Source organism: Glaciecola punicea, assembly GCF_001756615.1.
Lineage (GTDB): Bacteria > Pseudomonadota > Gammaproteobacteria > Enterobacterales > Alteromonadaceae > Glaciecola > Glaciecola punicea.
Window position 1 is genome coordinate 45,968 of the sequence record NZ_LZXY01000001.1, and the last position, 22,511, is coordinate 68,478.

A 22,511-nucleotide genomic window follows, 5' to 3' on the forward strand; every position below is an offset into this window, starting at 1 on the left:
CGCTTATGACAACGAATGAACAGCATACTATAGTGCACTTTGCGCACGCCAATGGTTTCCCGTCGGGGAGCTATCAGAAATTCTTTGACCATTTACCTAAGCAGTATGCCGTAATAGCTTTGGAAAAATTCGCCCACAACCCTTGTTATCCTTTAAACGATAATTGGGAAAATCAAGTAGCAGAAATGATTGACTATATTGAAAAGAACAAGGGAAAACACGAAAAAGTAGTCGCCATAGGTCATTCGTTTGGTGCGGTGGTCAGCTATATGAGCGCATGCCTGCGGCCTGATTTATTTTCTGCCCTAATAATGCTAGATCCACCCTTAATGACGGGCTTAGCCCGATACGTGTTTAGATTTGCCAAGCGCAACAATCTCATAAACAGACTGACGCCTGCGGGCATTACGGTGCTCAGAAGACAAAAGTGGCACATAGAACAAGACTTACACGCATACTTTGCGGCAAAGTCCTTATTCAAAGACTTTGACCCAGATTGTATCAAAGATTATGTATCGTGCGTGGTGCAAGAGAAAGACGACCACCATCATCTTAATTTTGATGTAGAAATAGAGGCCAATATTTTTCGGACTATTCCGCATAACTTGCCGTCTTATTCGGGTAAATTGAAAATACCAGGACGCTTGATTACAGGCAAAAATACGGATGTTTGTGTGCCAGTGTTAAGAAAACCGTTTTTGAAAGCAAACCCAAGTATTACCCACCTTGAATTTAAGAAAGGGAAACATATGTTTCCCTTAGAATATCCGATAGAAGTTGCTGCGCTGATTGAAATAGCGATTGCCGATATGGGCTTAACGGCTCCTAAAGGCAAGCAAATTTGTTGCGCTTAAACGTTATTTGAGCGCCGCTAACATTTCGCGGGTCACCAGTACAACGCCGTTTTCAGACACTCTGAACCCTCTTGCACGGTCGTCATCGTGGTTCACGCCTATATGGGTGTTCTCAGGTATAATGGCACGGCGATCAATAATGGCTTTTTTGATAATGCAGTTTTGCGCAACCTCAACCCCTGGTAATAAAACAGATTCGTGTACGTCTGAATAAGACATGACTTTTACGTTTGAAAAGCAAATGCTGCGCCTTATTGTGGCCCCCGATACTATGCAGCCGCCAGACACTAATGAATTTAAGGCTTCGCCTCGACGATCGTCTTGCTCCCACACGAATTTCGCGGGAGGTAGCTGCTCTTGATAAGTCCAAATAGGCCAGAGTTTGTCGTATAAATTAAGCTCGGGAATAGGGGCTACTAGCTCCATGTTAGCTTCCCAGAAACTGTCAAGTGTTCCCACGTCGCGCCAGTATGAATCGTTTTTAGCGCTCTTTTTAAAGTCAAATGCGCATACTCGATGATTGTCTATAATACTGGGAATAATATCTTTCCCAAAATCATGCGCTGAGTTTTCATTTTGCGCATCTAATTCAAGCTGTTCAAACAAGAAGTCAGTATCAAACACATAGTTTCCCATTGAGGCCAGACAAGAGCCTGGGTCGTCAATTAACGGGGCTGGGTTACTTGGTTTTTCAATAAATCCGGTGACTCGGTTTTGTTCATTAACCGATATTACGCCGAAAGCATCGCGTGCTTGCGCAATGGGCACTGACATGCAGCTAACGGTCATTTTTGCACCAGACTCGACGTGTTGAGCAAGCATGGGGCCGTAATCCATTCTGTATATATGATCCCCCGACAAGATCATGACATATTTGGGCAACTCATCTCTTATAATGTCGATGTTTTGGTACACTGCATCGGCGGTGCCTTGATACCAGTCTTCCGAAAATCGCTGCGAGGCAGGCAATACTTCTACCGACTCGCCTAATTCTTTTTTGAAGTGGCCCCAACCTCTGACCAAGTGGCGAATTAAAGAATGTGATTTGTATTGTGTTAATACGCCTATATTACGAATGCCGGAGTTAATGCAGTTTGACAGAGGGAAATCGATTATTCTGAATTTACCGCCAAAATACAAGGCCGGTTTTGCGCGCCAATTTGTTAGTTCGTAAAGCCTTGAACCTCTGCCACCAGCGAGAATTAAAGCGTATGTGTCGCGAGTAAGATTACTAATATAACGATTGTTGGGCTTTTCCATATTTTTTATTCATTAATTTCATATTAACGTAAATCTATACTAATTTACTTTATTGTACAGAGCAATGCCTGTTTTAGACTGATTTTTTCGCCCTAAGACATCGCTGATCTCTTGGCCAATATGCGCCATCTTTTGTAAGTCTACACCGGTTTCAATGCCCATATTATTGAGCATATACACAAGGTCTTCACTGGCTAAATTACCAGACGCACCGGCCGCATAAGGACAGCCGCCCAGTCCACCCACTGACGAGTCGAAGGTATTAATGCCTTGCTGCAAACCAATAAGAACATTGGTAAGGGCTTGTCCATAGGTATCGTGACAGTGCAAAGCAAGTTTGTTTATAGATATCTGCGATATTAATAAATCAGTTAGCTTTTTTGTTTTAAGCGCTGTGCCTACACCAATGGTATCGCCTAAAGACACTTCGTAGCAGCCCAGATCCAGTAGTGCTTTGGTCACATCTAATACTGCTTGAGGTGACACATCACCCTCGTAAGGGCAGCCTAATACGCACGAAACATAGCCTCTTACCGGCCTATTGTCTTTTTTTGCTTGTTCTATAACGGCGGTAAAACGCTCAATACTGGTGGGAATATCACAGTTAATATTTTTCATTGAAAACGAGCTTGATGCACTTGCAAAAACAGCCACCGTATCGGCGTTTGCTGCTGACGCGCCCTCATAGCCTTTAAGATTGGGTGTAAGGGCGCTGTAAATAACGCCTGCTTTTCGCGTAATATTGGCAAATACCTGATCAGAATTAGCCATTTGTGGCACCCACTTAGGCGACACAAAACTGCCTGATTCAATATGCTGAAGGCCAGCTTGGCTTAAAGCATTTATCAAATTAACCTTGTCTGCTATGTGTAACAGGCTTGCTTCGTTTTGTAAGCCATCTCTTGGCCCTACTTCAACAATGTTTGCATGGCTTGGGTAATTCACTTGCATTTTACACGCTCATTTCTTGTTCGTCGGCAGCAGAGCTGTCAGCTAGATCGGCTTTAAGCGATACTAACACTTGGCCGCCGTCGACTAAGTCGCCTTTGTTGCCAAAACATTCGCTTACGGTGCCTGCAAATGGCGCGCGCATGCTGTGCTCCATTTTCATGGCCTCAACCACGGCCAGTAAGTCGTCTTTTTCAACCCGCTGACCCTGTTTTACGTTCATGGCCACCAGCGTGCCGTTCATGGGCGCAAGAACATCACCAGCGTGCAATTTCTCGCCTTCAGTGCCCATATTGATTTTAGGCTTAATAACTTTCAGCTCGCCGGTGTTGTCTAACAACCATGCCACATCGTCATTTTCATAAATAGGGTAGCTTGCGATATGCTCGCGAGCATCCACATTGAGCACATTTTGTGTTTTTGAAGCGCTGTAAACGTGATCTATGTCGTTAATAGTGATAGACCATGTGTTTTTATCGATGTGCTTTTGTGAATAACGGTGATAATTGTCACCATGCGCAAATTCAAGCTCTTGCGCTAGTGTGTGGTTAAGTCTAAATCCTGGATAACTTACGCTGCCTGTATAAGCGTTATGGTTAACATCATTTGTATTGCTAAGGCTCAGCATGGCACTCACTGCTATTATTTGCACTGGGCTTAGGCCTTGCACGCTATCAGGAATCTTCTTATTATTCGTGGCAATTACGTTACCATGTCGTTCAATAAAGTCAGTGGTGAGGATTGCTTTTCGAAACGGCTCGCTGCTAGCAACTTGAATCAGATAAGGAATATTGGTGGTTACCCCACAAATCATATATTGCTGTAAAGATGTAATGAGAAGCGCCAATGCTTGATCACGATTTTCCGCCCATACCACCAGTTTTGCAATCATGGGGTCGTAATAAATAGAAACTTCGTCGCCCGATACCACACCAGAGTCTATTCGTACGTGTTCGTTTTTAGGCGGTTCAAGGAGATATTCGATTAAGCCGGTAGAGGGCAAAAACTCGTTATGTGGGTCTTCCGCATAAATTCGCGCTTCAAAAGCATGGCCTTTGATTGACAATGCGTCTTGTGATTTTGGTAAGGGCAGGTTGTTGGCCACGGCTATTTGCCACTCAACCAGATCTTCGCCTGTGATAAATTCAGTTACGGGGTGCTCTACCTGCAAACGAGTGTTCATTTCCATAAAATAAAATGCGCCGTCGCTGTCGAGTAAAAACTCAACGGTACCTGCATTTGTATAGCCAATAGCATGGGCGGCTTTAAGTGCGGCTTCGCCCATTTGCTGGCGAATGTCGCCTGTCATCCCCGGCGCGGGAGCTTCTTCTATTATCTTTTGGTGACGGCGCTGCACGGAGCAATCTCTTTCAAACAAATATACGCCCTTGCCAAAATTGTCGCAAAATACCTGTATTTCGACATGTCTTGGTTCGGTTAGGTACTTTTCAACCAGCATAATGTCGTCGCCAAAGCCGTTCATTGCTTCACGTTTGGCGGCGTCTAGTGCCTCAAAAAAATCTTTTTCTTGCCATACTTGGCGCATGCCTTTGCCACCGCCACCGGCGGCTGCTTTTAACAAAACGGGGTAGCCCATCGCATTGGCCTGATCACGTAAGAAACTGGGATCTTGATTGTCGCCATGATAGCCGGGAACCAAGGGCACATTCGCGGCTTCCATAATAGTTTTTGCCGCCGACTTTGACCCCATTGCACGTATGGCGGAAGAATTTGGCCCTATGAAAATAATGCCATTTTGCTCACATTTATCGGCAAAATTAGCGTTTTCTGATAAGAATCCGTAGCCGGGGTGAATTGCATCAACACCTAAGGACTTAGCTTTTTGTATAATCAAATCGCCGTTAAGATAACTTTTCGTGGCCGGCGCTTCACCTAAGTAAACCGCTTCATTTGCCATTTTAACATGCTGAGCATTAGTGTCGGCCTGCGAATACACGGCAACCGTTGCGATACCAAGCTTATGTGCACTTTTCATGACTCGGCAGGCTATTTCACCGCGATTAGCAATGAGAATTTTTTTAATCATGAGTGTCTACCCAGTTCGCAGGACGCTTTTCTAAAAAGGCAGCAAGGCCTTCTTGGCCTTCATTTGATACGCGTACTGCGGCAATTTGTTTGCTAGTATATCGCATCATATCAGCATCAATTGGCTTAAAGGCGACGTGATCCACCAAAGCTTTTGCCAGTGATACCGCAACAGGGCCATTTTTGAGCAGTTGGGACGCAATATTAGCGACTTCACTGTCTAATTCATCTTCACTAACCGCTTCACTGATGAGACCTATTCTTCTGGCACGCCTAGATGATATAACCTCCGCGGTCATAAATAAGCGTTTTGCCAGCCTAGGTCCTACCGCCTGAATAACGTAGGGCGAAATGGTTGCCGGTATTAAGCCTAGTTTTACTTCACTTAAGCAAAATTTACTCATACGACTAGCAATGGCAATATCGCAGCATGCTACTAAGCCAACTGCGCCACCAAATGCGCTGCCTTGAACTTTTGCAATAGTGGGTTTTGATAAATGAAACAATTTTGACAGCATCAGTGCTAATTGCTGAGCGTCGGCTAGGTTTTGTTCTTCGCTGTAGGATGCCATCTTTTTCATCCAGTTAAGATCAGCGCCAGCGCTAAATGATTTCCCCGTCGACTGTAAAATCATAACGCGTATATTGTCATCATTTTCTACGCGTTCAAAGCAGTCAATCAAATTGCTTATAACGTGCTCATTAAAGGCGTTATGAACCTCGGGACGGTTTAGCGTAACCGTGGCAACTGCGTTTTCTATATTTAATTCAACATGACTCATTACAATAATCTCACCTTAGATGTTTGATGTTTATTTCACGGTAGCGACATTTTCCATTAGTTTTATCGCGTCAGCTATTGCATTTTACAGCCAATTTGAGCACTTGTTTTCCGCCAATACGGTTCACAGGCGCGAAATATGCCAACACTTACATTCTAAAAATACCATGTTTGGTTTCTGTAATAGCTTTGTTATTAGCCGCACAAAGCGCCAGCGCTAGTACTTTGCGGGTATCGGCCGGGTCGATTACGCCATCATCCCACAAACGCGCCGATGCGTAATAAGGGTGGCCTTGGCGTTCGTAAGTATCAATGACAGGTTGTTTAATCGCGTCTATCACTTCTTTACTTAAACTCAAGCCTTCGCGCTGCGCTTGACCTTCTTTTACCTGTGCTAATACCCCTGCAGCCTGAGCTCCGCCCATAACTGAAATTCTGGCATTAGGCCACATAAATAAGAAACGAGGGTCGTAGGCTCGGCCGCACATACCGTAGTTACCCGCACCAAAGCTACCGCCAATCAGTACCGTGAGTTTAGGTACCTGAGCACAGGCCACTGCGGTGACCATTTTCGCGCCATGTTTGGCAATGCCGTTGGCTTCATACTGCTTGCCTACCATAAAACCAGTAATGTTCTGTAAAAACACGAGCGGAATATTGCGTTGGCAGCATAGTTGGACAAAATGAGCGCCTTTTAATGCACTTTCACCAAACAAAATTCCATTATTGCCTAATATGCCTACTTCAAAGCCTTCTATGCGGGCAAAACCACACACTAGTGTAGTGCCGTAAAGAGCTTTAAATTCATGAAAATCACTGTCATCTACTACGCGCGCAATAATTTCTTTTACGTCATAGGTTTGTTTGCTGTCTTTTGGAATAATGCCGTATATCTCATCCATGGGGTAGCGTGGCGCTATGCTAGAATGTTTTTGCAATGCATTTGGTGTCGGTCTGTTTAGTCTAGCAACTGCATCGCGCGCAATGCTCAATGCGTGATGGTCATTATTGGCAAGATGGTCAACTACGCCTGAAGTTCGACAATGCACGTCGCCTCCGCCTAAGTCTTCAGCCGTGACAATTTCACCTGTAGCGGCCTTTACTAAAGGCGGTCCGCCCAAAAATATAGTGCCTTGTTCTCGCACTATAATAGATTCGTCGGCCATAGCAGGAACATAGGCACCACCTGCGGTGCACGAGCCCATTACTACGGCTATTTGCGGGATATTCTGAGCAGACATGTTGGCTTGATTAAAAAATATTCGCCCAAAATGCTCTTTGTCTGGGAAAACATCGTCTTGTCTGGGTAAATTAGCGCCACCCGAATCGACTAAATAAATACACGGTAGATTATTTTCTTGGGCTATGGTTTGGGCACGCAAATGCTTTTTAACCGTAAGAGGATAGTAACTACCGCCTTTCACCGTCGCATCGTTAGCCACAATCATGCACTCTATACCATTAACCTTGCCAATGCCCGCAACAACACCTGCGCAGGGCACATAGTCGTCATATACTTCCCATGCAGCGAACTGAGCAATTTCCAGAAAGCTCGCGTTTTTGTCTATTAAAGCCTCAATACGATCTCTTGGCAGTAATTTACCGCGTGAGAGGTGGCGTTCTCGTGAAGATTTTCCGCCTCCCAGCATAATTTGAGCGACTTTCTGCTGCAAATCGTTTACTTGGGCCTGCATATGCAAACGGTTTTCTGCAAAGGCGTCATTTTTTGTATTTATTTTTGATTGAATAATGGGCACTGATGAACCTCGTTATTTTGATTCGTTAAAAAGTTCTCTGCCTATCAGCATGCGTCTTATTTCGGAGGTGCCAGCGCCAATCTCATATAACTTCGCATCTCGCAGTAAACGGCCAGTAGGGTAGTCATTTATGTAGCCGTTGCCGCCTAGTAGTTGAATTGAATCAAGCGCCATCTTGGTGGCTAGCTCTGCCGAATATAAAATAGCCCCAGCGGCATCTTTACGCGTAGTTTCCCCGCGGTCACACGATTTGGCGACCGTGTAAACATATGCTCGCGCAGCGTTCATTTGGGTGTACATATCGGCTACTTTGCCTTGTACTAATTGAAACTCTCCAATGGATTGACCAAATTGCTGGCGGTCGTGAATGTAGGGAATTACCGCGTCCATTGTGGCCTGCATAATACCTAGTGGGCCGCCCGATAGCACTAAGCGCTCATAGTCTAATCCGCTCATTAGCACTCGCACTCCGCCGCCAACTTCGCCCAAAATATTTTCTTGTGGCACTTCTGCATCTACAAACACAAGTTCGCAGGTGTTTGAAGAGCGCATGCCCAGTTTGTCTAGTTTTTGCGCTTGACTGAACCCAGGTGTGTCTTTTTCAACGATAAACGCGGTAATCCCTTTAGAGCCGGCCGCGGTATCAGTTTTAGCGTAAATAATGAAGGTGTGCGCGTCGGGGCCATTGGTTATCCACATTTTATTGCCGTTTAAAATGTATTTGTCGCCTTTTTTATCGGCTCTAAGCTTCATACTCACCACGTCTGAACCAGCATTAGGCTCACTCATTGCCAGTGCACCAATGTGTTCACCAGTCACAAGTTTACCTAAATATTTTTCTTTTTGTGCTTGAGTACCATTTTTGGCGAGCTGGTTTACACACAAGTTTGAATGCGCGCCATAGCTCAAGCCGATGCCGGCAGACGCGCGGCTAATTTCTTCCATGGCAACGGTGTGCGCTAAATAGCCCATGTCGGAACCACCAAATTCTTCACTTACTGTGACGCCTAACAGGCCCATGTCGCCTAATTTTGCCCATAATTCGTTAGGAAATTGGTTATTCTCGTCGGCTTTAGCGGCCAGTGGTGCAATTTCATTTTGGGCGAAGTTATAGACATGTTCTCGTAGCATATCGATGTCTTCACCAAGACCAAAGTTTAGAGTAGGATAGGGCCCAGTTATCATGCAACACCTCGTTTAATATCGTTAAGTTCTTCTTCGCAGCGTGATTCAACATCGTCAAGTTCATTCATTAACATTTGAATGTCATTAAATTGCTGCTCTAAAACTGCACGTTTTGTTTTGGTAAGCTGCAGCATTGTTTCAAGCTGAGCCGCTGAATTAGGATTGGTATCGTAGAGTTCAAAAAGAGTGCTAATTTCGGCCAAAGAAAATCCCAAGCGTTTGCCTCTTAGAATTAATTTTAAGCGGACTTTATCTTTGCCATAGTAAACTCTTGTCTGGCCTTTTCGTTCGGGCACCAACAAATGCTGTTCTTCATAAAATCGGATTGAACGTGGAGTAATGCCGAAAGATTTAGCTAATTCACCAATACTGAAGGTCTGCAATGACATGTGTATGACAACTCGTTAACTATAGTCTCTCAATACTACTTTACGTTTACGTAAAGTCAAGTTAACGTAAACGTAAGCTTGGCTTTTCGCTTGTTAGGGGCATTCGCGGCAACGCAAATTATTTCTGTTTTCGAGTATCATCTGGCATTTGTCATAGTCTTTTTTTTTGCCAAAAAGTGTTTCTTGTTCAATTTTATTGAAACTCCAACGTGCAACAATTTGTCTGGCCTAAGTGTTAATTTTATTCCCTTCATTCCCTTCATAAATACCTTTTTTCAATGCTCTTTTGGTAAAGCCAAGGACTTACATACCGGTTAGTTGTTGAGCATAGCGCTGTAAAGACTGCAATATTTTCATCTTTTCAGGATATTGTTGATATTCTTGACTTAGTTCGTCAATCGATTCAAAGAACTCTTGTAAAGACAGACAGCTCTTTTTGTTACCTTGCGTAAGTCGCTCTTGTACGTGTTGCTGCCAGCGTGTTATTTCATTTTCATCTAAAAGGTTAGGGTAGTTGCGAGCGCGGTATCTGAACAATAGTTTGTTTAATAAGGCGCTTTCAAACTTACCACTAAAGGCTGCAAGCTGTTCTGGAAGCTGTTGCCTTACAAAGTCCTTGAGCCTTGTATCGGCTGGTGATGGAAAATCACTAGTGTATAGTTGTTCATCAATATTATCGGGCACAGGCTTAACGTCAGCTTGTGCATAAACACCTGTGCATAAGTCTTTTAAGTGGGGCAAATTTGCTAAACGTTTATAGTGTTTTATGGCAAGATCTACATCAATTCCTAATTGGGCTGCTCGTTCGCCAGACAGAGTTTTGATAGGCGCAACAAACGGGCATTTATTTATGGCGATATTGTATAGTCTGGGAGTATCTGCAACAGCATCAACCAAGGCGGCAGACGATGACGAGTCTGAAACCGAGGTCTGTGTAAATAAGGCTTGTTTTAACTGCTGTGGTTCATTTTCTTCAAATAAATTGATTGGTTTTAGTAAATCAATGCAGATAACCGCATTTTTATTATGAGGGTGTGAACATACAGGCATGATAATACTGCAGCATCCCTGCACACTTGAGATAAAGCCACTTACATGCACAAAAATATTTTTTTGAAACTGCTGCAGCATGTCGTTTACGGTATGTTTATTGCGCAATTGCCAATAGTAGTCATACAGCTTAGGCTGCTTGGTCTTAATAAGTTTTGCAATATTAATGGTGGCATGTACATCAGACAGCGCATTGTGAGCCGCTGTATGCTCTATGCTATTGGCTTGCGTTAACGCTTCTAGTTTAAAGCAGGGCTTACCATCTTCATACAAAGGCCAGGCAATTTGCTGTGGCCGAAGTGCATAGCAAGCTCGCACCAAATCAATAACATCCCATCTGGAATTATTGTGCTTGAACTCGCGTTCGTAAACGGGGAATAAATTTCTAAACAGTAAATGCCGCGTTACTTCCTCGTCAAACTTCATGCTGTTATATCCTGCTACGCAGGTATTTTCTTGGCTAATTTGCTGATAAATTTTTTCAGCAAAGACGGGTTCTGGTAGACCCTTGTGTAAGCTGTAAAAAGGTGTGATACCAGTTACTAAACATGCTTTTGGATGAGGCAGATAGTCAAACGGCATTTTACATAACCAGTCGATACTGGCTTTATCATCAATTATATCTAAATTTAGATCGGTGCGAATAGCGGCAAATTGCACAGGAAAATCTACCTTTGGATTTATGCCGAAAGTTTCATAGTCGTGCCACAAAATGGTTTCTTGTATCTCATTAGTCATTTATGTCTTCTCAATCTCCATTGGCGATGTGTAAGCTTGATTAGTAAGCGCTTGAATTTATTAGCTACTTTACACAACCGTTTTTAAATAGCGCTGCGTGCACCTACTGCTTTATGTATGCAGTTTTCAAAGACAGCTTGTGTGTCCATGATTATAACCTAAAGAAAAGACGAGATAGACTCAATCCTTATTTTTAAAAAAGTTATAAAGGATTATTTTTTATTTATTTTAGGAACAAACATAGAGTGTTTTTTTACTTTATTATGTACATAACGGTCAAAGGAATTTGCAACATGAATGAGTCAATCCTGCCCAATAACGAATACATAGAACAGCACAGCACAAGTGGCAACGATTTTGCGTTGAATAATCGCACCGCGCCTTTCTTTTCGATGCGAAAGTTAAGAGTAATATACAATGAATTAGTGGATAGTACCGGTTTTGAGTATTCTTATTTCGACTCATTTAAGTATCAAGTATTAAACTCGACCGCGCCGCGGTTAGAGCTAAACAGATGGCAGTCAATCGCGGCTCGAAGGTAATCGAAAGCAGATAATGAGATAAATAGATACTTGAGTACGACATTTACACTCTATTCTTAAACTCATTACCTAAAAGCATGTAAGACATTGGACATTTTTAAATAATCCTCTTATTCTGCACTTCGGATTAGAATAAGAGGGATTATCATGCTATTAGCTATTTTGCACCGCTCACCCCAAAAAAATAAGGCGTCGTTAGGCACAAATATTGGTCCTGATAAACATTCAAGCAAAGCTATGAAAAAACCGTCATGGTTAAATTCCTACAAGCCTGCTAATCTTGTTATGTCGCTGTATTTGCTTCAATTTGCCGCAAGCGCGGTAAGTGCTGATTTGATAAAAGATACTCTAGATGCCCCAAAAGTTGCGATTGCCATTCATGGTGGTGCGGGCACTATTTTAAAAACAAACATGACAGCCCAGCAGGAAGCCGAATATATAGACATCTTGACCAAAGCGATTAAAAGCGGTCATGAGCAGCTAATGCTAGGCAAAGACGGCACAGAGGCTGTTACTGCTGCAATTATGATCATGGAAGACTCACCGTTATTCAATGCGGGTAAGGGAGCGGTTTACACCTATGAAGGCATACATGAATTAGACGCTTCCATTATGCATGGCGAACAAAAACAAGCGGGCGCCGTAGCCGGTATTAAGACAATCAAAAACCCGATTTTAGCTGCTTTATTAGTCATGCAAAAGTCTGAGCATGTTATGCTTACAGGCACCGGCGCCGAGGCATTTTCAAAGCTGCATAATTTGGAAACGGTGCCAAATAGCTACTTCAATACGCAGCGCCGCTTTGAGTCTTTGCAAAAAGCTAAAAAACGTATTGACACAGCCGCGGCTAACGCGCAAAAGCCTATCCGTAACCAAGATCTAATTGAATATCAAGATCATAAATATGGCACAGTAGGGGCGGTGGTTTTAGACGCCAACGGCAACTTGGTGGCAGGCACCTCAACCGGTGGCATGACCGCTAAACGCTATGGGCGAGTAGGCGATTCTCCCATTATAGGCGCGGGTACCTATGCCAACAATCAATCTTGTGCAGTGTCGGCTACCGGCCACGGCGAGTATTTTATTCGCCACAACGTAGCATCCGATATTTGTGCTCGTGTGCAGTACCAAGGAGTCAGCCTTGATGAGGCCGCCAATACTGTTATGTTTGATGTGCTTAACGAGCAAGCCGGCAGTGGCGGCGTTATAGCGATTGATAACAAAGGCAATATTGCGATGCCTTTTAACACTCCAGGTATGTATCGTGCCAGTATAGACACCAACGGCACGCTAACCGTAAAAATATATAAAGACTAAATGACCATTTCTACAAGCCTTTCAACGCAGCTCGACAAATGTAAACTTCAAGACCAGCTGGCACTTAAGCGCCGCTGGTCAAAATTAAACACTATTAAGGACAGCGAGAAGAAAGAACTCGCTGTTCTAGCATGGCAAGAAAGCCTTGAAGCCGCGCAGCAAAAGTTGAGCGTACGCACCAATGTGAAGGTATTTATTGAATACCCATCACTGCCGGTGTCTGATAAAAAAGAAGATATTAAAGCACTGATTGCCAAACATCAGGTGGTGATAATTGCGGGCGAGACCGGCTCAGGTAAAACCACCCAGCTACCCAAAATGTGTTTAGAACTCGGCCTCGGCCGTAAAGGCATGATTGGGCATACTCAACCACGGCGACTAGCGGCGCGCAGTGTGGCAGCAAGAATTGCTGAAGAGCTTAAGACCAGTGTGGGTCAGGTAGTAGGCTGTAAGGTGCGGTTTTCAGAACAAGTGTCTGACATTAGCCTGATTAAGCTATTAACCGACGGTATGCTGTTAGCCGAAATGCAGCAAGACAAACTTTTGAGTCAGTACGACACCATCATTATTGATGAAGCGCATGAACGCAGCCTTAATATTGACTTTTTGCTGGGATATTTGAAGCGAATTTTGCCTGAAAGACCTGACTTAAAAATTATTATTACCTCGGCCACCATAGATCCTCAGCGCTTTTCTGAGCACTTTAACCACGCGCCAATTGTGGAGGTGAGCGGCCGCAGCTTCGCCGTTGATATTCAATATCGCAATTATGTTGAGCAGCAGCAGGCTGAGGATCAGATTGAGGCGATTAGCCTTGCGGTAGAAGAGCTTTTTGCCCACGGCCGCGGCGATATCTTGGTTTTTTTAAGCAGCGAACGAGAAATTAGAGAAACCCAGCAGGCCCTGCAAAAGAAACAGTATACGCACACTGAGGTTATTCCGCTTTACGCAAGACTCAGCGCCAGTGATCAGCAAAAGATTTTTCACCCACAGGGGCGAAGACGTATTGTCCTATCTACCAACGTGGCGGAAACCTCTTTAACCGTGCCGGGCATAAAATATGTCATAGACACTGGCTTGGTAAGAATGTCACGCTATAGCCATCGTCTTAAAGTACAGCGTTTGCCCATAGAAGCTATTTCACAGGCGTCAGCTAAACAAAGAGCAGGGCGCTGCGGTAGAACCTCTAAAGGTATTTGCATTCGTTTATACAGCGAACAAGACTTTTTATCGCGCCCTGAGTTCACGGATCCTGAAATTACCCGAACCCATTTAAGCAGTGTTATTCTACAAATGCTTAATTTAGGCTTAGGTGAAATTCAACAGTTTGAATTTATTCAGCCGCCACAAGAAAAGTTTATTACTGACGGCGTGCGCTTATTACAAGAACTCCAAGCCGTTGATATTAAAAAAGGCCGCCTATATTTAAATGAGCAAGGCCGAAAAATGGCGCGCTTCCCTCTAGATCCCAAGTACGCGCGTATGCTGCTGGCTGCGGGAGAAACCGATTGTGTGTCTGAGGTAATGGTAATAACGGCAGGTCTTAGCGTACAGGATCCGCGTGAGCGTCCGCACGACAAACAGCAAAAAGCAGATTTGGCGCACGCTGAATTTGCTGACAAAGATTCAGATTTAATTAGTTTGTTGAATTTGTATCAAGCATTCAAAGCTCAGCAAAAAGAATTGACGCAAAATCAGCTCAGAAAATGGTGCTTACAGCATTTTGTGCATTATCAGCGCATGCGAGAATGGCAAGATATTACTCATCAGGTAAAACACATGCTGGTATCGGTAGGCTTGCGCTTAAATAAAGAACAAGCTGATTATCAAAAAATTCACACCGCAATGGCCATTGGCCTGCTGTCGCAGATAGGCTTAAAAGATCTTAATCATGAATATTTAGGCGCGCGTAACAGCAAATTTAAGATATTTCCCGGTTCGGCTTTGTTCAAGTCACAGCCTAAATGGATTATGGCGGGTGAGCTGGTAGAAACTACCAACCTGTATGCTAGGCAAGTCGCCAAAATTGAAACGCAGTGGATTGAAGCTATCGCTCAGCATCTACTGAATAAAAATTATGTGGAAGCGCATTGGAGCAAAAAGCGTGGGGCGGTAATGGCGTATATGAATGCCTTGCTGTTTGGTTTGCCCATTGTATCTAAACGCTTGGTTAACTATTCAAGCGTTGATCATGTGCACACCCGACAGCTCTTTATTCGACACGCGCTCGTGCAAGGCGAGACCAAACTACAGTATGCTTTTTTAAGCAGTAATCAAGCCCTAGTGGAAGACATTCAATTACTTGAAAAAAAGACCCGCCGCAGAGATATTTTAGCAGACGAAGAAGACTTAGTTGCCTTTTATGAGACGCGCGTTGACGAACATGTTTGCAGCGAGCAAAGCTTTACAAAATGGTGGCGCAATGCTAGCCAAAGAACGCCTGACTTACTCAACTTTGAAAAACATGAATTATTAAAACGCGATGCCAGTGATATTACGGAGGCCGCGTTTCCTGACACATGGCACCAAGGCAGTTTGGTGCTGGCGTTGGAGTACCAGTTTGAACCTAACAAAGAGCTTGATGGCATAATTTTGCTTATTCCTATTGAGCTGCTTAACCAAGTTAAAAATATAGGGTTTGACTGGCTAGTGCCAGGCTTACGTCATGAGCTACTGGTGGCTTTAATTAAGTCATTGCCCAAGCGCTTAAGACGTAATTTTGTGCCTGCACCCGACTACGCCAATGCTTGTTTGCATGAACTCCAAGGCACCGATCAGCAAGGCAACGTACTGTCTATTACCCAAGCTTTTGCACTTAAGCTATTCAAAATGTCTGGGGTTGCGCTAAGCAGTGACGACTTCAGCATTGAAGGGCTCGACTCACACCTCACGATTAATTTTAAGGTGGTTGACAATAAAGGCCAGCAAGTGGCGGTCAATAAATCGCTGCCAGCGCTCAAGCAACAGCTGCATAAGCAGTTAAAGCAGACCATAGACAAAGTCGTTACCAGCGATATTGAAAAGCAAGATATTAGCAGTTTTGAGGCAGAAAACTTGCCAACCGTATATACTCAATCGCAAAGCGGCTTTGAGGTAAAGGCTTATCCAGCCCTAAGTGCAGCGGGTAAACAGGTAGATATTAAACTGTTTACCTCAAAGGCTGAGGCTGAAAACGCACATAAGCTTGGCATGATTATGCTGATTAAAAAAAATGTCCCTTCGCCCATGAAATACTTGCAGGAGAAACTGCCAAATAAAGCAAAACTCAGTCTGTATTTTAATCCCTTTGGTCAAATTCAAAAGCTCATTGACGACATTATTGATGCGTCGGTAGATGATCTACTAAAGGCGTTTGGTGGCCCAAGCAATATTCGTAGTCAGCATGAGTATAAAAAAGCCTTAGAAGTGGTGCGCATCAAGCTAAACGCCAAGGCTTTAGACATTGCAAAACAGGTTGAAATGGGGCTGGCCATAGCAAATCAGATTCAAAAACACTGCAAAGGCTCAATCCCTTTACCCTTAGTTGCCCACGTTGGACATATAAAACAGCATTTATCTGAACTGGTATATAAGGGCTTTGTGTTTGATTTTGGATTAGCACGACTGCCCGATTGGAACCGCTATTTGAAAGGTTTACTGCAAAGGTGCGAAAAATTAAAGGTGGATGCGAGTCGCGACAGGCTAAACCAGCTAGAAATAGATAAAGCGCTTAATTTGTTTGCAAGCACTCAAACGCAGCTAGATAGGCAGTTGCGCAAAAGCAACGAGTTAGCACTGGTAAAAGAAATGGTAGAAGAGTTTCGAATTTCTTTATACGCGCAGCAATTAGGGACAAAATACCCCATTTCGCTTAAACGAATCTCTATAAAACTCCAAGAAATTGCAATCACCAGTTGACAGCGTAAAGGCTAAGCCATATGAATTAACACCAGATTTACAAAGCAAACACTAAGACAGGTTTTTTACTTATATATGCTAATAGCATTTAAGACTCAATCGTTACAAGTTAATACACAAGCTAGGTGAGTTCAGTCCCAACGATGCAATTATTTATAGTGTAATATTTTCGTATGTACACTAGTACACCAGCAAAATAGAGGGAATTATTAGGGTTGAGGAATTAAGTCCTTCAACTTCATTTATAAACTTAAAACCGTTGAGTTTAGCCCAGAAGAATATTATAAATGGGACTATTGAAAGGCGTAATAATTAACGATATCTAGTAACTAAGATAAATTTATGTATTGCTATTTAACAAACCCTATATCGAGGTGTTTTTAACGCACACCAAACCTTTCAGGTAATAACCTTCTGGGAAGTAACTTGCCACCATATGGTCGTAGTCTTGGTGGAGGCGCTGAACAATGCTTAAACTGGTGTTGGCATCTAAGGCGGCATCGGCCACTATTTTTCCGAATAAATCTGCAGGCATTAAGCCAGAGCAGCTAAACGTAATAAGCACACCGCCTTCTTCTAATAACTCGCAGGCTAAGCGGTTAATATCTTTATACCCTCTGGATGCTCTTACAAGGTGTCGTTTATTTTCAATGAACTTAGGTGGGTCCATAATTATTACGTCAAACTTATCGCCGTTTTGGTGATAAGTTCGCAGTTGTTCAAATACATCTGCTTTTACGTCAATGACTCGACTCGGGATGCCGCTGTTATTCTCGCCACCGATATTTGCTTTTGTACCATCGTTAGCGTTAATAGCTGCGTGTGAATTAACGTCATCCTTAGCGCTAGAGTCAGGATTGTCAGCATGCTCAGTGCTTATATTAAGCGATAAGTTACGCTTACCTGTATCAAGGGCGGCTTGTGACACATCAATGTTGGTTACGTGCTTAGCGCCATTAAGCGCTGCGTAAACGCCGAACGTACCAGAATAACTAAAACAATTTAACACTTTTTTGCCAGCGCAGTAACTGCCAGCAATTTCACGATTTAGGCGCTGATCCAAATAAAAACCTGTTTTATGGCCATTTAGCAGATCTACTTCTATTTTGACATTGTTTTCGGTAATGATAACAGTGTCAGGCAGGATGCCTGTATGGGTCTTCACGAGTAATTCTAAGCCTTCTTTTTTACGCACTTCAACGTCAGAGCGCTCATGAATACAGGCCTGTGGGAATAGTGCTTTAAGCGCATACACAATTTTTGATTTGTGTTTTTCACCACCTGCGCTCAACACTTGCATGACAACTACATTGTTGTACACATCAATTGTGATACCGGGCAGTCCGTCAGATTCACCTGCCACTAAGCGAAAAGCATTGGTGCGAGATTTTAGCAGCCACGGTTTGCGCAGATCAAATGCGCGCTGAATTTTATTTTTGAAAAAACTGTTGTCTATAATGGCGTCTTTGTTAAAGCTCCATACGCGCGCTCTAATTTGAGAATGAGGTGAGTAGGCGGCTTTCGCCAGCCATTCACCCTTAGATGACATTATGTCAACGGTGGCGCCTATTCTGGGCATGCCCACTTCTTCTTCTATTGCGCCTTCAAATATCCATGGATGCTTGCGCAATAATGACTTCTCGCGTTCTTCTTTCAGTATTAGCGCTGCGTTCATTGTTCTGTAAATCCTGTATCTTGGGGCAGATTGCTACTACCGGCGGCTATTCTGGCCAAATCGTCTACCAGTTCATTTTGGGGGTGGCCGTTGTGTGCTTTTACCCAATGCCAAGTAACACGCTGTTGTTGGCAGGCTGCGTCAAGCTGTTGCCAAAGGTCGGCATTTTTAACGGGTTTTTTATTACTAGTACGCCAGCCGTTTTTCTTCCAGTTATGGATCCACTGATTAATCCCGTTTTTCACATACTGACTGTCGGTATACAGATTAACTTCGCAGGTTTCTTTTAACTGGTTGAGCGCATTTATGGGCGCGAGTAACTCCATCCTGTTATTTGTAGTGTGAGCAAAGCCTGCGCTTATTTCTTTATTGGCATTGTTAAATTCTAACAGTGCGCCCCAACCCCCCGGGCCTGGGTTACCTAGGCATGAGCCATCAGTATAAATGTTTACTTTTTTCATATTGGAATATGTTCACTTCTTTTTGCTACTAAGACGTGCCTAAATTGATAAGATATTGCTGGCATAGGGCATAAAACACGCTAAATAAAAATTTCACGTTTTGGTATGGGCAGCCGCGATGGCCGATAGTATACTATTGCCACGCATTAAATAGCACCACAAAGTAAGAGAATAATACAACATGCGACAAATTGTACTAGACACCGAGACCACCGGCATTAACCCCAAAGAGGGTCACAGAATAATTGAAATTGGCTGCGTAGAGCTTATTGACCGCAAGTTAACCGGCAACACCTTTCATGTTTACATCAACCCAATGCGCGAAATTGAGCAAGAGGCGATAAACGTGCACGGGATCACGAACGAGTTTTTGACAGATAAACCACTGTTTAAAAACGTGGTTCACGGCTTTGTCGATTTTATAAAAGGGGCTGAACTTATCATTCACAACGCGCCGTTTGACGTGGGTTTTATGGATAATGAGTTTGCGCTTACCGATCGTTCTTTACCCATGACTAACACTTTTTGTACTATATTAGACACGCTAGTCATGGCCAGAAGAATGCGTCCAGGTCAAAAAAATAGCCTTGACGCCCTATGTAAGTTTTATCAGGTAGACAACAGCCGCCGCACCTATCATGGCGCTTTATTAGATTCAGAAATATTAGCAGAAGTATATTTGTATATGACGGGCGGCCAAACCAGTTTGTCGTTAAATGCAAACAGCGAAAACAATAATAGTGATGGTATTGAAAACGTCAAAAAGCTTAGCCAAAAACCAGCCTTGAAGATTATTCGTGCAACTGCCGATGATATAGCCAGAGATGAAGCTATATTTGGCTAGCAATGAAAAATACTTATACTTTACGGACATATATACAGGCGCGTTTTTGCGGCTATCATGATAAATAGCAGATTCGCGTTTGCTCCTACAATACAATGTTTAATACAGTAGTGTTTCAATAGTGCTGCTCCAGTAGATGCCCAGTACTATACGAAATTTGCTAATACTGTACGAAATTTATCAATGCTGCACGAAAATCACGCAACAGACTAATTGTTTACAAAAACCAGTTGACTCCTTAATGCTGTCACCGTATTATCTGCGCCGCAATGAGGTAGGCGATAGCGTTTATTAAGGTTTAATACGTAATAAACGCACCAAGCACGGAATTGTTGCAATAAAGTGTTAATGTGAAGTAATTGCGGAGTGGTAGTTCAGTTGGTTAGAATACCGGCCTGTCACGCCGGGGGTCGCGGGTTCGAGTCCCGTCCACTCCGCCAATTTTCATATAATTGATACATTTTACATGGGGCTGTAGTGTAGCTTACCAATGTGGAGTGGTAGTTCAGTTGGTTAGAATACCGGCCTGTCACGCCGGGGGTCGCGGGTTCGAGTCCCGTCCACTCCGCCAACCATGTATCAATGATTATAACACTGCTAAAAACCACGTGGAGTGGTAGTTCAGTTGGTTAGAATACCGGCCTGTCACGCCGGGGGTCGCGGGTTCGAGTCCCGTCCACTCCGCCATTTTTAGTTTTATTGCAAATCTTATCTCTCAAATACATCTATCATATTATTACCTTGGGCTTGTTATTTATAACAGGTACACTATTGCCAAATAAATTTAGTGCGATTGGCTTATGAGTTCTCCTTTATTAGTTGGCAAAAATATTGTCAAAAACTTCATTGATGCACAGCGTAGCGTCGATATTCTTCACGGCGTTAATATAAACGTGCATGCTGGCGAAACACTGGCTATTTTAGGCGCCTCCGGATCTGGTAAAAGCACACTCCTCCATATTCTGGGCACCCTCGATTCTCCATGTTCTGGTGATGTTTTATTTAAGGGCGAAAGCCTTTTGTCGCTGTCCAAAAAGCAGCAGGCGTCTTTTCGCAATACGCAGCTAGGCTTTGTATATCAATTCCACCATTTGCTGCCTGAGTTTAACGCCACTGAAAACGTGGCGATGCCAAAGTTAATTGCCGGTGTAGCAAAAAAAGAGGCCTACGCAGGTGCGCATGAGCTGCTAGAAAGGGTAGGTTTGTCGCATAGGCTAAATCATAAGCCGCATCAAATGTCAGGCGGTGAAAGGCAACGCGTGGCAATTGCTCGCGCAATGATTAACAAACCCAGCATAATAATGGCCGACGAGCCTACTGGTAATTTAGACAACGACGCAAGTGATGACATTTTAAAGCTCATTAATGATATTAATAAAGCAGACAATACCTGCTTTATTATTGTGACCCACGATCATGGCTTAGCCAATAAAATGGATCGTACGCTAACCTTAGTGAACGGTAATTTTATGAATGAAGGTGATGTCGGTAAATGAATAGTTTTGTGTTTGAAATTGCCAAACGATTGCGCCAGCCCAACAAGCAAGATTCCTACATTAGCTTTGTGTCTGCCTCATCTACCGCCGGAATTGGCTTAGGTTGCGCGGTGCTTATTTTATTACTCTCAGTCATGAATGGCTTTGAATATGAACTGCGCAATACTCTATTAAGCATTGTGCCTCATGCGGAAATATTCTCCATTAACGATCGTGGCTTATACCCCGAAAAAGAATTTATTGATTTGCTTGAAAACGATCCTAAAGTTGAAGCTGTCTTTTTGTTAAACAAAGCCAGTGGACTGTTGCAGACGGGTAAAAAAATGAAAGCGGTGTCTGTAATAGGCATAGATCGTGAGTATTTTATGCAGAAACTTATCAGAATGAATAACGATGAAGCTTTATTTGATCAGCTAAGCCAAGTAGAAAACGGCCTTTTACTGGGTAAAACCATTATACAAGACCAAGGGATTTCCGTAGGCGACCAAATCCAGCTACTGCTGCCTTCAAGTACTCAAAACTTAAGCTTTGCCGCGCCGAAATCGGCGTGGCTTGAGGTGGTCGGTGAATTATCGGCAGGCGGGGAGCTAAACAATCAGTTAGGCGTGGTGAACAATCAATATTTGGCTACCTTGTTGGGGTTTAGTGACAAGGTTACCCATATAGAAATTAAACTAAAAGATCCGTTTGACGCGCATGAACTGGTTCGAAAATACGGCTTTAATTTTTCACAAGCCGCTTTTATGTCTGACTGGACACGCACCAACGGCCATTTATATCAAGATATTCAGCTTATTAGGACCGTCGTGTATATTGTCTTGGCCTTGGTCATCGCCGTTGCCTGCTTTAACATAGTCTCGGCATTGGTAATGTCAGTAAAGGAAAAAAGCAAAGAAATCGCTATTTTGAAAACTATTGGCGCCACGAATACTGACATAGGCTCTATTTTTATCTTAAAAGGCCTATATCATGGCCTTAAAGGTGCGCTAGTAGGCACGGTGGTGGGTGTGTTGCTGGCGCTTTATTTACCTGAAATAATTACGCTTATAGAAGTTGTTTTAGGCACCCAAGTTTTTTCAGGCGATATTTACTTTACTGGCAGCATTCCTTCAAAGTTAGACTGGCTTGACGTTGTCATAACTGTGTCGCTTGTCATCGTCATTTCCACCATTGCTACTTTGTATCCGGCCAAACAGGCTGCAAATGTTGAGCCTACCGCTAATTTACATTAATCCTTACGCAGATAAAATGGCGCTTTGTTCTTGGAACAA

Annotated in this window: 17 protein-coding genes and 3 tRNA genes; 10 read left to right on the forward strand and 10 right to left on the reverse strand. The window is 43.4% G+C overall.

The genetic code is table 11. From position 1 onward, the window contains the following. Nucleotides 1-5 precede the first annotated feature (5 nt). The gene (locus BAE46_RS00200; protein WP_070111470.1) at nucleotides 6-854 is read left to right on the forward strand and encodes an alpha/beta fold hydrolase; all 849 of its coding nucleotides are present in this window, start codon (nucleotides 6-8) and stop codon (nucleotides 852-854) included. Between the two features lie 3 nt (nucleotides 855-857). Here BAE46_RS00200 and glgC read toward each other — a convergent pair whose 3' ends face one another. The 8 genes from glgC to sbcB all read right to left on the reverse strand — a co-directional run bounded on the left by glgC (nucleotide 858) and on the right by sbcB (nucleotide 11,008). Beyond that, nucleotides 858-2,114, reverse strand: a complete 1,257-nt coding sequence (gene glgC / locus BAE46_RS00205) for a glucose-1-phosphate adenylyltransferase (protein WP_006003470.1) — start codon at nucleotides 2,112-2,114, stop codon at nucleotides 858-860. A gap of 39 nt (nucleotides 2,115-2,153) precedes the next feature. Next, entirely contained in the window at nucleotides 2,154-3,065 is a 912-nt protein-coding gene (locus tag BAE46_RS00210; protein WP_070111471.1) for a hydroxymethylglutaryl-CoA lyase, read from the reverse strand. 1 nt (nucleotide 3,066) lies between these two features. Then, a complete protein-coding gene (locus BAE46_RS00215) occupies nucleotides 3,067-5,109 on the reverse strand; it encodes an acetyl/propionyl/methylcrotonyl-CoA carboxylase subunit alpha (protein ID WP_006003474.1) in 2,043 nt (680 codons plus the stop codon). Further along, nucleotides 5,102-5,890 carry an enoyl-CoA hydratase/isomerase family protein gene (locus BAE46_RS00220; RefSeq protein WP_006003477.1) on the reverse strand — a complete coding sequence of 263 codons (789 nt, stop codon included), beginning with the start codon at nucleotides 5,888-5,890 and terminating at the stop codon, nucleotides 5,102-5,104. Before BAE46_RS00220 ends, BAE46_RS00215 begins: the two co-directional genes overlap by 8 nt. Nucleotides 5,891-6,038: 148 nt before the next feature. Continuing rightward, nucleotides 6,039-7,646 carry a carboxyl transferase domain-containing protein gene (locus tag BAE46_RS00225; protein ID WP_006003479.1) on the reverse strand — a complete coding sequence of 536 codons (1,608 nt, stop codon included), beginning with the start codon at nucleotides 7,644-7,646 and terminating at the stop codon, nucleotides 6,039-6,041. Nucleotides 7,647-7,658: 12 nt separating this feature from the next. Beyond that, nucleotides 7,659-8,831, reverse strand: coding sequence for an isovaleryl-CoA dehydrogenase (locus tag BAE46_RS00230; protein ID WP_006003481.1), 1,173 nt, complete (start codon nucleotides 8,829-8,831; stop codon nucleotides 7,659-7,661). Then, nucleotides 8,828-9,220: a MerR family transcriptional regulator gene (locus tag BAE46_RS00235; protein ID WP_006003483.1), complete on the reverse strand. Its 393-nt coding sequence runs from the start codon at nucleotides 9,218-9,220 to the stop codon at nucleotides 8,828-8,830. The genes BAE46_RS00230 and BAE46_RS00235 overlap by 4 nt, the downstream gene beginning before the upstream one ends. A gap of 303 nt (nucleotides 9,221-9,523) precedes the next feature. Then, nucleotides 9,524-11,008 (reverse strand): exodeoxyribonuclease I, encoded by a 1,485-nt coding sequence (gene sbcB, locus BAE46_RS00240; RefSeq protein ID WP_006003485.1) that lies wholly within the window; start codon nucleotides 11,006-11,008, stop codon nucleotides 9,524-9,526. A 293-nt stretch (nucleotides 11,009-11,301) separates the two neighbouring features. Between sbcB and BAE46_RS00245 the strand changes: the two genes are divergently transcribed. From BAE46_RS00245 to hrpA, 3 genes are all read left to right on the forward strand, one after another. After that, nucleotides 11,302-11,550: a hypothetical protein gene (locus BAE46_RS00245; protein ID WP_006003487.1), complete on the forward strand. Its 249-nt coding sequence runs from the start codon at nucleotides 11,302-11,304 to the stop codon at nucleotides 11,548-11,550. A gap of 285 nt (nucleotides 11,551-11,835) precedes the next feature. Next, nucleotides 11,836-12,867, forward strand: a complete 1,032-nt coding sequence (locus BAE46_RS00250; protein ID WP_040520234.1) for an isoaspartyl peptidase/L-asparaginase family protein — start codon at nucleotides 11,836-11,838, stop codon at nucleotides 12,865-12,867. Further along, complete coding sequence (hrpA, locus tag BAE46_RS00255) at nucleotides 12,868-16,764, forward strand: ATP-dependent RNA helicase HrpA (RefSeq protein ID WP_070111472.1); 3,897 nt, start codon at nucleotides 12,868-12,870, stop codon at nucleotides 16,762-16,764. Nucleotides 16,765-17,128: 364 nt separating this feature from the next. Here the strand turns inward: hrpA and BAE46_RS00260 are convergent, their stop codons facing one another. Beyond that, the gene (locus tag BAE46_RS00260; RefSeq protein ID WP_006003492.1) at nucleotides 17,129-18,439 is read right to left on the reverse strand and encodes a class I SAM-dependent rRNA methyltransferase; all 1,311 of its coding nucleotides are present in this window, start codon (nucleotides 18,437-18,439) and stop codon (nucleotides 17,129-17,131) included. Next, nucleotides 18,436-18,900 (reverse strand): ribonuclease HI, encoded by a 465-nt coding sequence (gene rnhA, locus BAE46_RS00265; protein ID WP_006003495.1) that lies wholly within the window; start codon nucleotides 18,898-18,900, stop codon nucleotides 18,436-18,438. Before rnhA ends, BAE46_RS00260 begins: the two co-directional genes overlap by 4 nt. 181 nt (nucleotides 18,901-19,081) lie before the next feature. Here rnhA and dnaQ point away from each other — a divergent pair, with 181 nt between their 5' ends. The 6 genes from dnaQ to BAE46_RS00295 all read left to right on the forward strand — a co-directional run bounded on the left by dnaQ (nucleotide 19,082) and on the right by BAE46_RS00295 (nucleotide 22,472). Beyond that, complete coding sequence (gene dnaQ, locus BAE46_RS00270; RefSeq protein WP_006003497.1) at nucleotides 19,082-19,744, forward strand: DNA polymerase III subunit epsilon; 663 nt, start codon at nucleotides 19,082-19,084, stop codon at nucleotides 19,742-19,744. Nucleotides 19,745-20,107: 363 nt separating this feature from the next. Continuing rightward, nucleotides 20,108-20,184, forward strand: a tRNA-Asp gene (locus tag BAE46_RS00275). Between the two features lie 54 nt (nucleotides 20,185-20,238). Next, nucleotides 20,239-20,315 (forward strand) — tRNA-Asp (locus BAE46_RS00280). 39 nt (nucleotides 20,316-20,354) lie between these two features. Next, nucleotides 20,355-20,431, forward strand: a tRNA-Asp gene (locus BAE46_RS00285). Nucleotides 20,432-20,544: 113 nt separating this feature from the next. Beyond that, nucleotides 20,545-21,240, forward strand: coding sequence for a lipoprotein-releasing ABC transporter ATP-binding protein LolD (lolD, locus tag BAE46_RS00290; protein WP_006003499.1), 696 nt, complete (start codon nucleotides 20,545-20,547; stop codon nucleotides 21,238-21,240). Continuing rightward, nucleotides 21,237-22,472, forward strand: coding sequence for a lipoprotein-releasing ABC transporter permease subunit (locus tag BAE46_RS00295; RefSeq protein ID WP_070111473.1), 1,236 nt, complete (start codon nucleotides 21,237-21,239; stop codon nucleotides 22,470-22,472). The genes lolD and BAE46_RS00295 overlap by 4 nt, the downstream gene beginning before the upstream one ends. The last annotated feature ends 39 nt before the right edge of the window (nucleotides 22,473-22,511 follow it).

Coding starts and splice junctions, on each gene's coding strand:
- BAE46_RS00200 (WP_070111470.1), top strand. CDS start 6: ATGACAACGAATGAACAGCATACTATAGTGCACTTTGCGCACGCCAAT.
- glgC (WP_006003470.1), bottom strand. CDS start 2,114: ATGGAAAAGCCCAACAATCGTTATATTAGTAATCTTACTCGCGACACA.
- BAE46_RS00210 (WP_070111471.1), bottom strand. CDS start 3,065: ATGCAAGTGAATTACCCAAGCCATGCAAACATTGTTGAAGTAGGGCCA.
- BAE46_RS00215 (WP_006003474.1), bottom strand. CDS start 5,109: ATGATTAAAAAAATTCTCATTGCTAATCGCGGTGAAATAGCCTGCCGA.
- BAE46_RS00220 (WP_006003477.1), bottom strand. CDS start 5,890: ATGAGTCATGTTGAATTAAATATAGAAAACGCAGTTGCCACGGTTACG.
- BAE46_RS00230 (WP_006003481.1), bottom strand. CDS start 8,831: ATGATAACTGGGCCCTATCCTACTCTAAACTTTGGTCTTGGTGAAGAC.
- BAE46_RS00235 (WP_006003483.1), bottom strand. CDS start 9,220: ATGTCATTGCAGACCTTCAGTATTGGTGAATTAGCTAAATCTTTCGGC.
- sbcB (WP_006003485.1), bottom strand. CDS start 11,008: ATGACTAATGAGATACAAGAAACCATTTTGTGGCACGACTATGAAACT.
- BAE46_RS00245 (WP_006003487.1), top strand. CDS start 11,302: ATGAATGAGTCAATCCTGCCCAATAACGAATACATAGAACAGCACAGC.
- BAE46_RS00250 (WP_040520234.1), top strand. CDS start 11,836: ATGTCGCTGTATTTGCTTCAATTTGCCGCAAGCGCGGTAAGTGCTGAT.
- hrpA (WP_070111472.1), top strand. CDS start 12,868: ATGACCATTTCTACAAGCCTTTCAACGCAGCTCGACAAATGTAAACTT.
- BAE46_RS00260 (WP_006003492.1), bottom strand. CDS start 18,439: ATGAACGCAGCGCTAATACTGAAAGAAGAACGCGAGAAGTCATTATTG.
- rnhA (WP_006003495.1), bottom strand. CDS start 18,900: ATGAAAAAAGTAAACATTTATACTGATGGCTCATGCCTAGGTAACCCA.
- dnaQ (WP_006003497.1), top strand. CDS start 19,082: ATGCGACAAATTGTACTAGACACCGAGACCACCGGCATTAACCCCAAA.
- lolD (WP_006003499.1), top strand. CDS start 20,545: ATGAGTTCTCCTTTATTAGTTGGCAAAAATATTGTCAAAAACTTCATT.
- BAE46_RS00295 (WP_070111473.1), top strand. CDS start 21,237: ATGAATAGTTTTGTGTTTGAAATTGCCAAACGATTGCGCCAGCCCAAC.